Below are 15,368 nucleotides of genomic sequence, written 5' to 3'. Positions count from 1 at the left end.
CTGTTCGTGTCCACCGACGGCGCGAACACCGTGCAGACGGTGCCGCCCGTGGAGCTGTTGCCCGTGGGCATGGTGCCCGCGTCCGGGGCGCTCACGGAAGCGACGACCTCCGTGCAGGTGGACTTCACCTTGCCGGTGAAGGAGGAGTCCCTCACCGCGACGTCGTTCGAGGTGAAGGCGCTGCGCGCGGGGACGACCCTCGTGGTGCCGGGGACGCGGAAGGTGGAGTACGCCGTGCGCGGCTCCTCCGTCGTCTTCACGCCCGACGCTCCGTTCCAGGATGGGGACGTGGTCTCGGTGGGCGTGAGTGGGCTCGTGTCGATGAGCCTCAAGCCCCAGGCCGTGCCCTTCCACGGGACGTTCACGGTGGTGGGCGCGCAGGCGCTCCAGCCGCGCATCGACTCGCTGAAGCCGGCGTCGGGCCGGGCGGACCGGACGACGGTGGTGGAACTCACGGGCGCGGGCTTCCGCGCGGGCGACGTCGTCCGCGTGGGCGGCCGTCCCGTCACGGTGACGGTGGTGGATGAGAACACGCTCTCGCTCACCATTCCCCCGACGCCGTTGGACAGCTCCGGCCTGCCGGTGGCGGGCGCGGCGGCGGTGGAGGTGGTGGACCCGAGCGGCCTGTCCGCCCTGAAGCTGGGTGGCTTCGTGTTCCGCGACGCGCTGAAGCTGCTCGCGCTGTCGCCGGACCGCGCGCCGCAGCAGGGTGGGGTGAAGGTGCAGTTGTCCGGCCGAGGCTTCGCGCCGGGCATGAAGGTGTCCTTCGGGGGCACGAACTCCTTCGACGTGCGGGTGCTCGGCACGCAGGCCGCGGAGGCCGTCGCGCCGACCCATGTCGCGGGTGTGGTCGACGTGGGGGTGACGCTGGAGGGCGACACGTCGCTGCTGCCGGCCTCGTTCCTGTATGGCTCGGGCGCGGTGTCCCGGCTGTCGACGCCGCCGGTGCGCGACGTGCTGGTGGACAACGGCGTGGCCTATGCCGCGCTCGGCGCCACCGTCGATGTGTACGGCGCGAACGGCACCCTGTTGGCCGCCAACCGGAAGACGCCGAACGGCGGACTGCTGCTGGCAAGCCTCAGCGAGCCCACGCACGTCACCCCCATCGCGCAGCTCACCTTCCCCGGGGAGGGGGGCAGCCGCCGCGTGCTCAAGCAGGGCAACACCGTCTACGTCGCGGCGGGTTCGAGTGGCGTGCAGCGCGTGAACGTGGCCACGCCGGGTCAGCCCGCGCTGTACTCGGCCCTCACGGTCCCTGGCGGCGCGGTGGACATCGCGCTGGGCGGGTCGCTGCTGTTCGTCGGTGACTCCGAAGGCGTCAAGGTGTTCGACGTGTCCAACGCCAATGCCGCCGCGCAGCCCCTGCGCGTTGGCGCGCGCGCCATCCCGGGTGGGGTGGGCGCCCTGGCGTTGCACGGGAGCCGTCTGCTGGTCTCCAGCGCGGCGAAGGTCGCGCCGAAGTTCTACGTGCTGGACGCGCGGACCGGCGACCTGGTGGAGCAAGGCGTGGCGGAGCTCGTGGCCCCGGCGGTGCACATCAGCGCCGAAGGGACGCGGGCCTTCCTGGCACTCGGGTCAGCGAAGCAGGTGGCCATCTACGAGCTGTCGGGCGCCCAGCCCTCGCCCGCGGGGACCCTGGTGGTGGAGGATCCGCTGGGCGGCACCTGGGTGTCCGCCGAGCAGACGCGCGTCGCGGCGGGCGTGGCGTACGTGGCCGCGGGTGGTGGCAAGGTGCAGCGTTTCTCCGTGCGCGAGGGCACTGCGCCGGTCCGGCTGGGCCAGGCGGCGGTGGTGGGCGACGCGCGCACGCTGGCGTTCATGGGGCGCTACCTCCTGGTGGGCACGCTGGTGCTGGACGACGCGGGCACGGCGGTGGAGCTGCCGCTGACGGACCCGGCCCAGGCGGGGCTGCAGCTCGCGGGCGCGCTGGCCTCCGTGGAGCTGGACACGCTGGAGATCCGCGGCACGGAGCCGGCGGAAGGGGACATCGTCGCGCCGGGCGCGGAGGTCCACGTCCTGTTGACCTCCCTGCCGGACGTGGCGAGCGCCGGACAGGTGACGCTGATGCGCGCGAATGACGGCGAGCCGGTGTCGGTGTCGCGCTCGGTGGTGACCGACACGCAGGGCGGCCAGGTGGTGCTGACGCCGGCGGCGCCGCTCGCGCTGGACACGCGGTACGAGCTCCGCGTGGGCGCGGGGTTGAAGGACCTCCGGGGCGCCATGCTGGGCACCGAGGCCCGGGTCCGCTTCCGCACCAGCCTCAACGCGTCGCAGGAGCGGCCGGAGGTGGCCTCCGTGTCGCCGGCCTACGGGCTGGAGGCGGGCGGCAACGAAGTGGACGTGCTGGGCACGGGCTTCCTGCAGGACTGCACCGTGAAGGTGGGCGGCGCGGTGGCGGCGGTCTCGCAGGTGTCGCAGGACGGCAAGCGCGTCCACGTGACGGTGCCGCCGGGCAAGGCGGGCGCCGCCGCGGTGGAGGTCATCAACCCGGGTGGTCTGTCGCACGTGCGGCTGGGCGCCTACCGGTACCTGTCGCTTCCGTCGCTGGCGGCGGTCCAGCCGGCGCGCGCGCCGTACAGCAGCCGGCAGGTGGTGACGCTCACGGGCCAGGGACTCTTCCCGGGCTCACAGGTGTCGTTCGGTTCGGTGCCCGCGCGGTCGGTGACGTTCTCCGATTCCGGGGCGCTGCTCGTGGAGGTCCCGGATGACGTGACGGGGCGCGTGGACCTCACGGTCCTCACGCCGGGCACGCCGCCCCAGCAGGCCACGCTCGCGGGAGGCTTCACCTTCACGCTGGCGAAGCGCGCCCAGCTGGACGGCGTGGGCCAGGTGGTGGCGCGCAAGGACCACCGGCTGTTCGTGGCCCGGGATGGGTTCCTCACGGCCCTGGACTTCTCCGTTCCGGGGAGCCCCACGGAGGTGGGGACGGTGACGGGCGTGACGCAGCCCGTGGACCTCGCGCTCCACGGTGACTCGTTGTTCCTCGCGGGCAAGGGCGAGGTCGTCCGCTACGACGTGTCGTCTGGTGCGTGCGCGCCCCAGCCGCTGGCGACGTGTGGTCCGCTGGAGAAGGACCGCGTTCAACTCGCGCCGACGTCGGGTGTCACGCTCCGCGCGGTCGCGGCGGGCGACGCCGGGGCGTACGTGGCGGTGGCGGGCGGCAACGAGCTGGCGCTGCTGGCTCCCGTGAACGGCGTGTACGCGGTGGTCGCGCGGACGTTGCTCGACTCGGGCACGGTGCTGGACCTGGACCTGGTGCGGGGCGCGCTGGTGGTGCTGGTGCGGGATGGCGCGGCCGGTGCCCGTCTGGAGGTGCGCAGCACGGAGAGCGCCAGCCTCACGCGTCTGCGCGAGGTGTCCCTGCCGGGCACGACGTCCGGCGGTGACGGCGCCCTGACGCACGAGGGGGCGCGCCTGGCGGCCTCCGTGGGTGGGCAGCTGTACCTCTTCGATTTGACGGAGGTGGAGGCGCCGGGCTTCGTGGCGTCCGCGCTGGACCCCAGCGGCGGCACCTCCAGCACCCTGTCGCTGTCGGGCCCGTGGCTCATGGCCGCACAGGGCGGCCGCGTGTCGTGGCTGGACACCACGCAGGGGCTGCGGGAGCGCACGTTCGCGGACGGCCTGGGCCTCGTGTCGGACGTGGCGGTGATCAACGGCGTGGCCGTGGCCGCCAGCTCCAGCAACAGCCTGCACGTGTTCCGGGTGCCGTACCCGGCGGTGGATGGCATGTCGCCGCTGCCCGGTGAGAGGGTGGCGCAGGGGGCGGCGGTCTCCGTGGCCCTGGCCTCGGAGGTTCCCAGCACGGTGACCCAGGCGTCCTCGCTGGCGCTGTGGGACGGCGCGCTCGAGGTGGAGGGTTCGTTGCTGGCCTCGGGTCACTCGCTCGTCTTCACGCCGGTGGCGGCGCTGGACCCGGCGCGCTCCTACGTGGCGCGGCTGGGACTGGGCGCGCTGCCGGATGTCGTCGGTGGCACGGTGCTGGGACCGTGGGACTACCCGCTGCGCGCGGGCGGCCCGGCGGTGTCGCTGAGCATCTCCTCCGTGACGCCGGACACGGGCCCGACGGCGGGTGGCGTGACGGTGAGCGTGCTGGGCGCGGGCTTCGATGCGAGCACGCAGGTGTTCATCGGTGGCATCGCCGCGCCGCTCGTCGCTCCGTTCGAGGAGAACCAGCTGCAGGTGAGCCTGCCGCAGGCCACTGTCGCGGGCCCCGCGGACGTGCGCGTGCGTCGCGCCTTGGATGGCGTGGAGGCCGTGGCGGCTTCGCGCTTCCTGTACGTGGCGCCGCTGTCGTTCGCGAGCGTGACGCCCCGCGCGGTGGACCTGGCGGGAGGCACGGTGAGCATCACGGGCACGGGCTTCCACCGCGGCCTGGAGGTGCGCTTCGACGGCGTGAAGGCGTTCACCCAGAACCTGACCGCCAGCCGCGTGGACGCGCTGGTTCCGGCGGGTGACGAGCGGCACCTGACGCTGACGCTCAGCCAGCCCGGCGCGACGCCGGTGGTGGTGGCGCAGGCGGTCTACCGCGGTGACGTACGTGCTCCCGTCGTGGAGCGCGTGGAGCCGATGGCCACCGTGGGCAACCAGAACGTCCCGCTGGCCGCCGTCTTCGACGTCCGCTTCGACGAGACGCTGGCGAGCGCCAGCACGCAGGGCCTGAAGCTACTGCGCCATCCCTCCGGCGTGGCCGTGCCAGGCATCGCGAGCCTCCTGGGCGACGGGCGCACCCTGCGCTTCACGCCGGGCGCCGCGCTGACGTCCACCACGTCGTATGCGTTGAGCGTCACCGGCGTGACGGACGTGGCGGGCAACATCGCGTCCGCCTTCACGCACGTGTTCCGCACGGTGGACACGGTGAAGCCCACCTTGCAGCTGCGCCGTGCCGGTGGGGCCGTGGTGGTGGATCAAGCGCGCTTCGCGGCGGAGGTCGCCTGGACGTTCCAGGTGGTGGCCACCGATGACAGTGGCGGCACCACGACGACCACCCTCAAGGTGGACGGCCAGCCGGTGACGGCGACGAACGGGCTCTACCGCTACACGTGGCCGTCGTCCGCGATGGGCCCCTCCGTGCTGACGGCGACTGCGACGGACGCGAGCGGCAACGTCAGCGACCCGGTGACGGTGACGGTGACGGTGGTGGAGGACTCGCCTCCGGACGTCTCCTTCCAGCAGCCGGTGGCGGACGGGACGCGCACCGAGGGCGAAACGCAGGACATCCTCGTGGCGGCGTCCGACAACCACGGGCTCGTGTCCGTCGAGCTGCACCTGGATGGCGTGCCCTTCGCGCGGCTGGACGGGTTGAGCGGCACGAGCGCGACGCTGACGCGCACGCTGAGGCTGGACCCGGTGCCGGGGACGGACCTCCAGGTGCAGCGCGTGCTGACCGCCTATGCCACGGACTCCGAGGGCCAGGTGTCGGCCGCGGAGCCGCGCGTCGTCACGGTGACGCGCGATGCGCAGGCGCCCACGGTGGCGCTGCGCTCGCCGGTCGAGGGTGGCCGGGTGGTGGGCGGTTCGGAGCTGACGCTGGAGGCGCTCGCGTCCGACGCGAACGGCGTGGCGTCGGTGGAGTTCTTCGTGGATGGCACCCTGGTGGGTGCGGCCCAGAAGGCCCCGTGGACGGTGGCCTGGAAGGCGCCGGTCGTGACGTCCAACGCGTCGCGCTCGGTGAAGGTGGTCGCGAAGGACGCCCGCGGCAACGCGGCGGAGGCCACGGCCCTCATCACGGTGGAGCCGTCGTCCGCCCGGCCGTACGTGGCGTGGTCCTCGCCCGCGGCGGGTGCGTCTTTGCAGGAGGGGCGGTCCTTCGAGGTCTCGGTGGAGGCCTCTGCCCCGGCGGGCGTGAAGTCGGTGCGACTGCGGGCGGGCACGGAAGATCTGCTCCTCACGCAGGCGCCCTGGCGTGCGACGTTCGTCGCGCCCGTGCTGGACGCGGGCTCCGCGCCGCTGGCGCTGGAAGCCCAGGTCACGGACAACGCGGATGGCACGAGCACTGTCATCCGTCGGCAGGTCACCGTGGTGGATGACGGTCAGACGGCGGTGGGCGTGTCGCTGGCGCAGGAGCCGGACGGGACGTTGCTGTTGGGCGGCTCGACGCTGGTGCTGACGGGCGCCACGGATGGCGGGGTCGCGCCTGTCCTGACCGCGAAGGTCGGGAGCGTGAACCTGCTGGTGCGGATGCGCGCGGGTGGAGTCCAGGGCGAAGCGCAGCTGCCGGAAGGGCCCGAGGGCGCGCAGGTGCTGACGCAGGCCTCGGTCACGACGGCGGGCGGTGTCTCGGCGTCGGTGGACCACGCGGGAATGCTGGCCGTGCTGTCCAGTGGCCAGGCGGCGAGGGTCGAGGACGCGGCGGATTCGATGACGCCGGTGGCGCTGGTGTCGCGCGGCGACCAGGTGCTGGTGGTGCGCTCGGATGGCAGTGGCGCGGGCGTGGTGGAGCTGCGCTCGCGGCAGACGGGCGTGAAGCTCGCGACGCGCGACGTCCTCGGCACGCCGGTGGGCGCGGCCTTCGTGGGCGACGCGGTGGTGGTGGCCTTGAGCCGGAACGGCGCGGGGTCGCTGGAGCGCTTCTCGCTGTCCACGTTGGACCCGCAGGACTCGACGCCGCTGGCCCGCGCCCCGCTGGCGATGGATGGGGCGGGGGGCTGGCTTGCGCTGGGCACGGACGAGGGCGTGGAGGTGCGTCGCGCCAACGGCAGCCTGGCGGGCCGGCTGCGCCTGGGCTCGGTGAAGGGCGTGTCGGCGGAAGGCGACCGGCTCTTCGCGCTCACGGGCACGCAGCTCGTCGCGGTGGACGTCACGCGGCCGCATGCGCCGAAGGAACTGTCCCGCTCCTCGCTGGGCACCTCCGGCTTCACGGTCGTCGCCGCGCTGGCGGACGGCGGCGTGTGCTCGGCGGGCGCTGGTGTGAAGTGCTTCGGGATGGATGGCACGAACGCGCTCGTCGCGCGTGGTGAGACGGCGATGGGCGCGCCCGCGGTGAGCGCGGGTGCCTTCGGAGAGCTGCTGGTGGTGGGCACCGCCTCGGGTGCCCGCGTGGTGGACGTCCGCGGCGCACCGGCCGTGGCCGGCGTGTATCCGGCCATGACCGGGCCGGCGGTGCTGGTGCCGGGAGCGCTCGTCGGTGGACTGCCGCGTGGGATGGCGCGGCTTCCGGTGGTTCGCGGGCCGGCCACGCCGCAGCTGACCTGGACGCTGGTGTCCTCCGCGGTCCAGGGCTCACGCCTGACGCTGGGTGCGCAGACGACGGATGACGCGCTGCCGCTCAACGGGTTCACGGCGGAGCTGTCCGTGAACGGCGTGGTGGTGGACGCGAGGGATTCGAGCTTGCCGCAGTGGGTGGACCTGCCCGCCACGGGAAGCAACGCGACGGTGGAGTTGCTCGTGAGGGACCTGGCCGGACGCCAGGCTCGCGTCACGCGCGACGTGTCGCTGACAGTGCCCACGGAGGGCCCGGTCCTCGCCTCGGCGGAAGCTGCTTGCTCCGAAGCCCCTTGCTTCGCGGAAGAGGGAACGACCTTCTCCGTGAGCGCCGTGCCGGTGAATCCGGCACAGGTGGTGAATGTGGAGGCCACGCTCGCGAGCGGAACGCCCGTGCTGCTGCCGGCTCCTGCCTTCGTCGGCGGCCTGCTCGCGCCGGCCGTGACCGGCGAGACGCAGATGCAGGTGTCGTTCGTGGCCATCGACGCCCAGGGGCGCCGGGGCCCGGCCCTGGTGCTCCCGGTGACCATCCGTGACGCCACCAGTGCCGCGCCGTCCGTGGCGCTGGAGCGCCGGGATGGCACCGGTGACTCCGCCATCGAAGGCCAGTTCGTGACGGTCCGCGCGACCACCACGCTGGGCTCCGCATCCACGGTCGTGAGCTTCCGGCTGGATGGGGTGGAGGTGGCATGGGGAACGGGCCTCATCGTCGACGCGACGGTGCGGATGCCGCTGGTCGTGGGGGCCCGGCAGGTGGTGCTGAGCGCGGTGGCCTGGGAAGCGGGCCGCGAGTCCGCTCTGGCGACGTTGAACATCCAGGTGTTGGATGACCTGACCAAGCCGACCCTCACCATCGAGACGGATCCGCCGGGACCGGTCGTGGCCGCGGGCACCGAGCTCAAGGCGACCGCCAAGGCCGCGGATGCGCTGGCGCTGGAGCGCGTGTCGTTGGAACTCTGGGCCGGAGGTGTGCGTCAGGCCCGGAGTGGAACGGTGCTGAGCTTCCATGTCCCCGAGCAGACGCCGCCGGGAACGGTGCTGGAGCTGCGGGGCCGGGCCGAGGACCGGTCGGGCAACGTGGAGACGGTCACGGTGCAGCGCACCGTGGTGTCGCCGGCGCAGCCCGCCGACGCCGCCACCGTGGCGTTGAGCGGAGCCACGAGCGTGGCTCGGTTGGGCGAGCACGTGTACGCCGCCCATGCCTCGGGCTTGTGGATTGGAAAGTTGGCCGGGACGGCCGAGGCGCCGGGGCTGGAGACCCTCGGGTCGCTCGCCACGCCGGTCGCGCCCAAGGCGCTCGCGGTAATGGGCAAGCACGTGGCGCTGGCCCTGGGCGGGTCTGGCCTGTGGCTGGTGGACGTGAGCGTTCCGGCGTCGCCGGTCGTGAAGGCGCGCATCGCAGGCAACTACGTCACCGTCGCCGCCGCGGATGGCTTCTACGCGGGACGCATCGAATCCATCTACCCCGCGTCGGAGCGGCTGGATGTGGGCGACCCGTCAGCGCCGGTGCGCACGGCCATTCTGCAGAACTCCAACCTGTCGCTCGCCGGAGCGGGGATGGATGGACCGCTGGCGTGGTACGGCGCCTCGGACCTCATCGTCTACGAGGCGGATCTGGGAAACAGCTCGGTCTCGTTCGGACCCGCCATCGGCCGCGTGGCCCGGGCGGATGGGGACCGGCTGGTGGTGGGCACGGATCGCTCGCTGGTCGTGTGGACGCGCGAGACGAATAACGCGCTGGTCAAGGCGGCGACCCTGGAGTTGCCGTCGGGGGTCCGCGCGATGGATGTGGTGCGAGGCGTCGCGTATGTGGCGGGCGACGACGGCTGGCTGCGCGTGGTGGACCTGCGCGAGCCGACCTCGCCGCGAATCGTGTCGCGCACGGCGCTGGACGCGAGCGGTCTGTCGATCAGCGGTGGCCTGTTGTTCGCGGCGGGCCCCGAGGGCGTGCGCGCGATGCTCCTGCCTGTGCCCACGGCGGGAGAGTCCGCGGGGGGGGGGGTCCTGGCGGACACGGCGCTGGGATTGACGCCGTTCCGTGGTGGAGCGCTGGTCGCGGCGCGGACGGCGGGGGTCCACGCGGTGTCCGTGACGGGCGGCGTGGCTCCGACCGACCTGGGCGTGCTGCGCTCGGGCACGGACGTGCGGCAAGTGGAGCGCGCGGGCCGGGACGTGCTGGTGCTGGACGGCCAGGTCCTCAATGCCTATCAGGAAGCGGCCAACGGGTCGTTGCCCTGGGGGGCGATGGGGAGCTGGGCCCTGGCATCGCTCGAGAACGTGGACCGCTTCGCGGCGTCCGCGGGTCGCATCTGGTCCGTGTCGGCGGGGACGGTGAAGTCGGTGCGTTGGCCTTCGGCGGATGGCTTTGGCTCGCTGTTGCTGGGCAGCGCAGTGCTGGACGTGGCGGGTGACGAGCAGCGTGCGCTGGTGGCGTTGGGCGCCCAGGGCGTGGCGGTGGTGGAGGTGGCGCCGTCCGGCCAGCTGCGCCGTGTCGCGACGTTGCCGGTGAACGCCTCGACGGTGGCCCTGGCGGGTCCGCTGGCGATCGCGGGCGGCGCGTCGTCGTTCTCCGTGTTCACGCTGGCGAATGGGGAAGCGCCCCAACTGGTGGGCACGGTGCCGACGGTGGGCACGGTGCAGCGCGTCCGGCTGGAGGGCCGGTTGGCGCTCGTGAGCGAAGGGGCCGCGGGCGTCGAACTGTGGCACCTGCCGGAAGGCCAGCCGTTCTCGCTCATGGCGACCCTGGCGGCGGCCGGGGCGACCGACGCGGTGGTCTCCGCGGGCCGGGTGCTGGTCGCATCCGGCGCGTCCGGCGTCCAGGCCTTCATGCCGCCCACGGGCGTGCTGCCGGCGGTGCGGGTGTCCGCGCCGACGGGAACGCAGGTCGTGGAGACGGGGGGCCAGGTGAGCCTGACCGCCGTGGCCACGGGCGTCGGCCTGGACAGCGCGGAGCTGGTGGTGGACGGCCAGCCGGTGGCTGCGCTGGATGAATCGAAACCGCTGGCGCGCTGGACGGTGCCGGGCGGTTCCGTCGCGGGTCAGCGGCACGCGCTCCAGGTGCGCGTGCGCGCCGCGGGCGGGACGGAAGCCCTGTCGTCCCCGTTGATGGTCGAGGTGAAGGCACCGACGACGGGTGCGCCGGCGGTGGCGGTGACCTGGCCCTCGGCGAACACGCAGCTGCGTTCAGGGGCCGCGGTATGGGTCGAGGCGCGTCGCTCGGGTGGCGTGACGCCGGCCACGCTGGTGGCGCGCCTGGGAACGCTGTCGCTGGGCAGGCTGCTTCCCTACGCGACGGATTCGTCGCTCTACGGTGCCATGTTCCGGCTGCCGGTGGTGGAGTCGACGCTGGACACGACACTCGCCGTGTCCCTGTCGGATGGCGCGGGCCGTGGGGCGGAGAACTCCATCTCCGTGAAGGTTCTGGCGGACGTGCAGGCGCCGAGCGTCCCCAGCGGGCTGCCCACGAGCCTTCGCGCCGGGCCGTACGTGAACACGTTCCAGGTGAACGCCACGGACGACGGCGTGGTCTGGCTGGAGTTGGAGAAGGACGGCGTGGTGATCGCGGCCACGTCCGAGGCCAATGTCAGTACGGGCCTCTCCTACAGCCTGATCCTCCCCGAGGATTCGGTGGGCCAGCAGGTGACGTTGAAGGCGACGGCCTATGACGTGGCGGGCCACAGCACCCCCGTGGAGAAGACCTACACGGTGGCGCCGGATGGCGTGAAACCGACGGTGTCGTTCTCCTTCAACTTGCCGCCCGCGACTGCCATCGAGGGCAGCACCATCACGGTCCAGGCCACGGCCACGGACCCGGACGGGGACCTGGAGAGCATCCAGTTGTTCGCGGATGACGAGGAGATCGCCTCGAGCACGACGTACATCGTGACGGCGAACTACACGCTGCCCATCCGTGCGCAGAAGCAGCAGGTCGTCTTCCGCGCGGTGGCGAAAGACAGACGTGGCCGCCCGGACGAAGTCACACGTACGACGGTGCTGAGCGACAATCAGCCGCCGGTGCTCACCTTCACGGTCAATCCCAACCCCGTGCAGGTATTCGATACGGCGCAGATCTGCGTCCAGGCCGTGGACAACAGCGGGATCCAAGACTTCACCGTCACCGTGAACAGTGGACTGCTGGTGACGCAGACGTCGTGCGGAGCGGGCTGCGTGCGTCGGTGCACGGACGTCTCGTTTGGCAGCGCGGCAGTGCCGTTCTACGTGGCGGCGAGCGCGACCGACAACCTGGGCGCGGTGACCTCGGAAACGCGGGAGTTCCCGGTCATGTCCAACACGCCGCCGGAGGTGACGCTGGCGACCATCACCTACGTGAGCAAGGGCGTCGACAAGGTGCTGTCCGGCACGGTCAAGGACAGCCGGGGCCCGCTCGCCTGGGCGGAGTTCCGGGTGAATGGCACTCGCGTGGGGAACCGCGTGTTGAACGTGCCTTCGGGTTCCGTGTTGAGCCAGACCTGGGTGCCCACCACGGTGGGGCCGGTCACCCTCTCGCTCGTCGCGCAGGACCGCAGTGGCCTGGAGACTTCTGCCTCCCAGGACTCGACCGTGGTGGAGCCGCAACAGCCCACGGACCTCACGGATGTCATTGCCGAGGATGACCTGCGTTTCGAGAACCAGGACATCATCATCCAGGGCAACAACAAGACGCTGCGCATCGACGGCGCGCATACGTTCCGCAACCTGTATGTCCTCTCTGGCGCGACGTTGACGCACAGCCTGCAGGGTGTGTCCGGCGCGAAGTTCCTCGATCTCACCGTGGCGCAGGAAGTCCGCGTCGACAGCACCAGCAAGATCGACGTGAGCGGCCGTGGGTACCTGGGAGCGTGGCAGGGAGCGAATGCGCAGCCGTCGGGACGGACGACGGGGAACGTGTCGACGGGGGTGGTGGGGTACGGTGGCAGCCATGGAGGCAGCGGGTACCAGAGCCTGGTGCCGACGTATGGCGACTACCGGGACCCGGCGGACTTCGGCTCGGGTGGTTCAGGAGGAGCCACCTCAAGCGCGCCTGGTGGTAACGGAGGCGGCCTGCTGAGGCTGACGGCGGGAAGCCTGAGGCTGGACGGCACCCTCCAGGCCAATGGCGAGACGACCAATGGGAATAGCGACCGTGCAGGCGCGGGCGGCGGCATCCGGGTGGACGTGGGTGCGCTGACGGGCAGCGGGAGCATCGAAGCGAAGGGTGCGTCGTACGGAGGCGGTGGCCGGGTGGCGGTCTACTACGACACCGCGAGCAGCAGCTTCGACTGGAGCCGCATCAGCGCGCAGGGAGTGACGCAATCGGGAGCGGGGACGGTGTACCTGAAGGGCAGTCAGCAGGCGTCCGGCGAGCTGCGGGTGGACAACAAGAACGTCACGCCGCATGCCGACACGAAGCCCACGCCAGTGCCGGGAGGGGCGTATGACCGGTTCGTGGTGGCTGGCTCCGCCCGGGTGGAGTTCTCGGGGGCCACACAGCTTTCAGTGCAAGAGCTGAAGATTCTGGGGAACAACACGCAATTGATGACGGGCCGCGACCTTGCCGGGGTTCCACGGGTCCTGGTGCTGGACGTCACCGGGACGATGGAAGTGGGCACCGGCGCGTCCATCGACGTCAGCGGTGCTGGGTATCTGGGCGGTTGGCAGGGATTGGACCAAGAGCGCCCCGGCAGGACGCAGGGCAACGTCTCGACCGGTCAGCTCAATGCCGGTGGCAGCCACGGTGGCTACGGAGAGGTGGGTTCCAATTCGACGGCCGTGCCCCTCTACGGGGACATCCAAGCCCCGTTGGACTTCGGCTCGGGTGGCTCGGGTGGATCCAGCAGCTCCTCGAAGGGTGGCAATGGCGGTGGTGCCCTCTGGGTGAAGGCCTCCAGCCTGAAGCTGGACGGTGCGCTCAAGGCCAACGGCATCAACGGAAGCACCTACGGTGGCGCGGGCGGCAGCATCCGCGTGGATGTCAGCGGAGCCATGACCGGTGCCGGCAGCATCGACGCGGTGGGCGGCACGGCTGGCGGCGGTGGGCGGGTGGCCGTCACCTACGACACGGCCAGCAGCACCTTCGACTGGAGCAAGGTCTCCACCAAGGGAGGCGACCGAGCAAGCCCGGGCACGACGTACCTCAAGGGCAGCCAGCAGCAGTACGGTTCGCTGTCAGTGGATCACAAGTTGAACAGCCTGGACCAGACGAAGGTGAAGGCCACGCAGGTACCAGCGGGCCGCTATGATCGCTTCGAGGTCCGCGGCCGTGCCTGGGTCGAGATGGTGGGGACCTTCCCGGAAGGAAGCGTGCTGGAGGTGTCGGGTTCAGGAACAGGCGTGACGCTGCAAGGCGGCGTGACGCACAAGCTGGCGACCTTGAAGGTGACCGGATCCAATGCCTCCGTGTCTGTCCAAAGCAGCGCGGACGGCCAACCGCTGCCGCTCAAGTTGGACGTTGACTCGGTGGAGGTCGGCAGTGGCGCGTCCATCGACGTGAACGAAGCGGGGTACCTGGGCGGCTGGCAAGGCGTGAACACGCAGCTGGCGGCACGGACCACAGGGAACCTCTCGACGGGCCGGACGGACCTCGTCGGCGGCAGCCATGGTGGGTACGGGACCTTCGTATCCACCACGGGGTCTCCCATCCCGACCTATGGCGATATCCAGGACCCCTCCGACTTCGGTTCGGGAGGCTCGGCCTATAGCCCCACGCAGAAGGGTGGCAACGGCGGCGGCGTCCTGTGGCTGAATGCGGACAGCTTGAGACTCGATGGCGTCCTTCAGGCCAATGGCAACCGTGTGTCAGCCGACGCCCGAGGCGGCGCGGGCGGCAGCATCCGTTTGGAGGTGCGCGCGCTCACGGGCACCGGAGCGGTGGAGGCCGCGGGAGGAGCCCACGGCGGCGGTGGACGCGTGGCGGTCTACTACGACACGGCGGCGACCTCTTTCGACTTGAGCAGGATTTCGGCGCAGGGAGGCACGTACGTAGAGTCTGGCACCGTGTTCCTGAAGGGGAGCCAGCAGCTGAATGGCGAGCTGGTATTGGATCAGCGGAACAGCGGTGTGAGCCGTAATTCAACCCGGCCCACGCCCGTCCTGGGTGGGACCTACGAGCGCGTCGTGGTGCGCAACAATGCCTGGGCGGAACTGGCCGACGCCGTGTCGACGCCCGTGCTCCAGGTGGAAGGCACTGGAGCGGTGCTGGTCCTCAGTGGAACCCAGCCCCGGGTGCTCTCAAGCCTGAAGATCACTGGCTCCAATGCATCGCTGGGAACGGGTCGGGCCGCCGACGGCAACCCGTTGACGCTGGACCTGGACGTCAGTGGAACGGTGGAAGTGGGGACCGGCGCCTCCATCGATCTGGCCGGAGCCGGCTATCTGGGTGGATGGCGTGAGGTGAATACCCAACAGGCGGGACGGACTGTGGGCAACGTCCCGTCCTCGCTGGTCGATGTGCACGCCAGTCACGCGGGCTATGGAGCCCTCAGGAATTCCGTGACCATGCCAACCTACGGCGACTACCAGGCGCCCACGCTCGCGGGAGCGGGTAGTTCCGGCGGCGCGGGCGGAGCCAGTCAACCTGGAGTCAATGGCGGCGGCGCACTCCGGTTGACGGCGGCCAGCCTGATCCTCAATGGCAGACTCGTAGCCAACTCCGCGAACAGCACCAACTCCTACAATGCAGGCGCGGGCGGCAGCATCTGGCTGGACGTAGGGGCGCTGACGGGAGCGGGCTTCATCGAAGCGAGCGGCACCCACGCAGGTGGAGGCGGGCGGGTGGCCGTCTACCATGATGGCGCCAGCACCACCTTCGACTGGACCCATGTCTCCGCGACGGGAGCTCAATACGGTGGACCTGGCACGGTGTACGTGAAGAACCATCAAGAGCCGTACGGCGACCTCACCGTCGACAATGCCAACGCCGCTTCCTTCAACCCGGCCACGGCACCCGCCACCCCGCTGCCCGCGACCCTCGCTGGCGAACAGACCTTCCGCAATCTCACCATCACCCGGAAGGCCTCCGTGGCCACGCCGGATGCGCTGATCATCACGGGCACGCTCACCGTGGACTCCAGCTCGCGCCTGCAGTCGTCGAACCTCAACCTGCCATGACCCGTCCTGCTCGTGACCGGAGCGCTTCCGCGCTCCTTCCGTCTGCCCGAATCACAACTGTTCTCCTCCTGACAGCCCTGCTT

The 15,368-nt window shown here is 71.3% G+C and carries 1 protein-coding gene; it reads left to right on the top strand.

The genetic code is table 11. The features are described from left to right. Positions 1 to 69 precede the first annotated feature (69 nt). Positions 70 to 15,285 (top strand): IPT/TIG domain-containing protein, encoded by a 15,216-nt coding sequence (locus D7Y15_RS15565; RefSeq protein ID WP_233604970.1) that lies wholly within the window; start codon positions 70 to 72, stop codon positions 15,283 to 15,285. Positions 15,286 to 15,368: the final 83 nt, after the last annotated feature.

The organism is Corallococcus sp. AB030, from assembly GCF_003668965.1.
GTDB lineage: Bacteria > Myxococcota > Myxococcia > Myxococcales > Myxococcaceae > Corallococcus > Corallococcus exiguus.
Note: the sequence above shows the minus strand (reverse complement) of the source record. Positions and strands in the feature narration are given on the sequence as shown.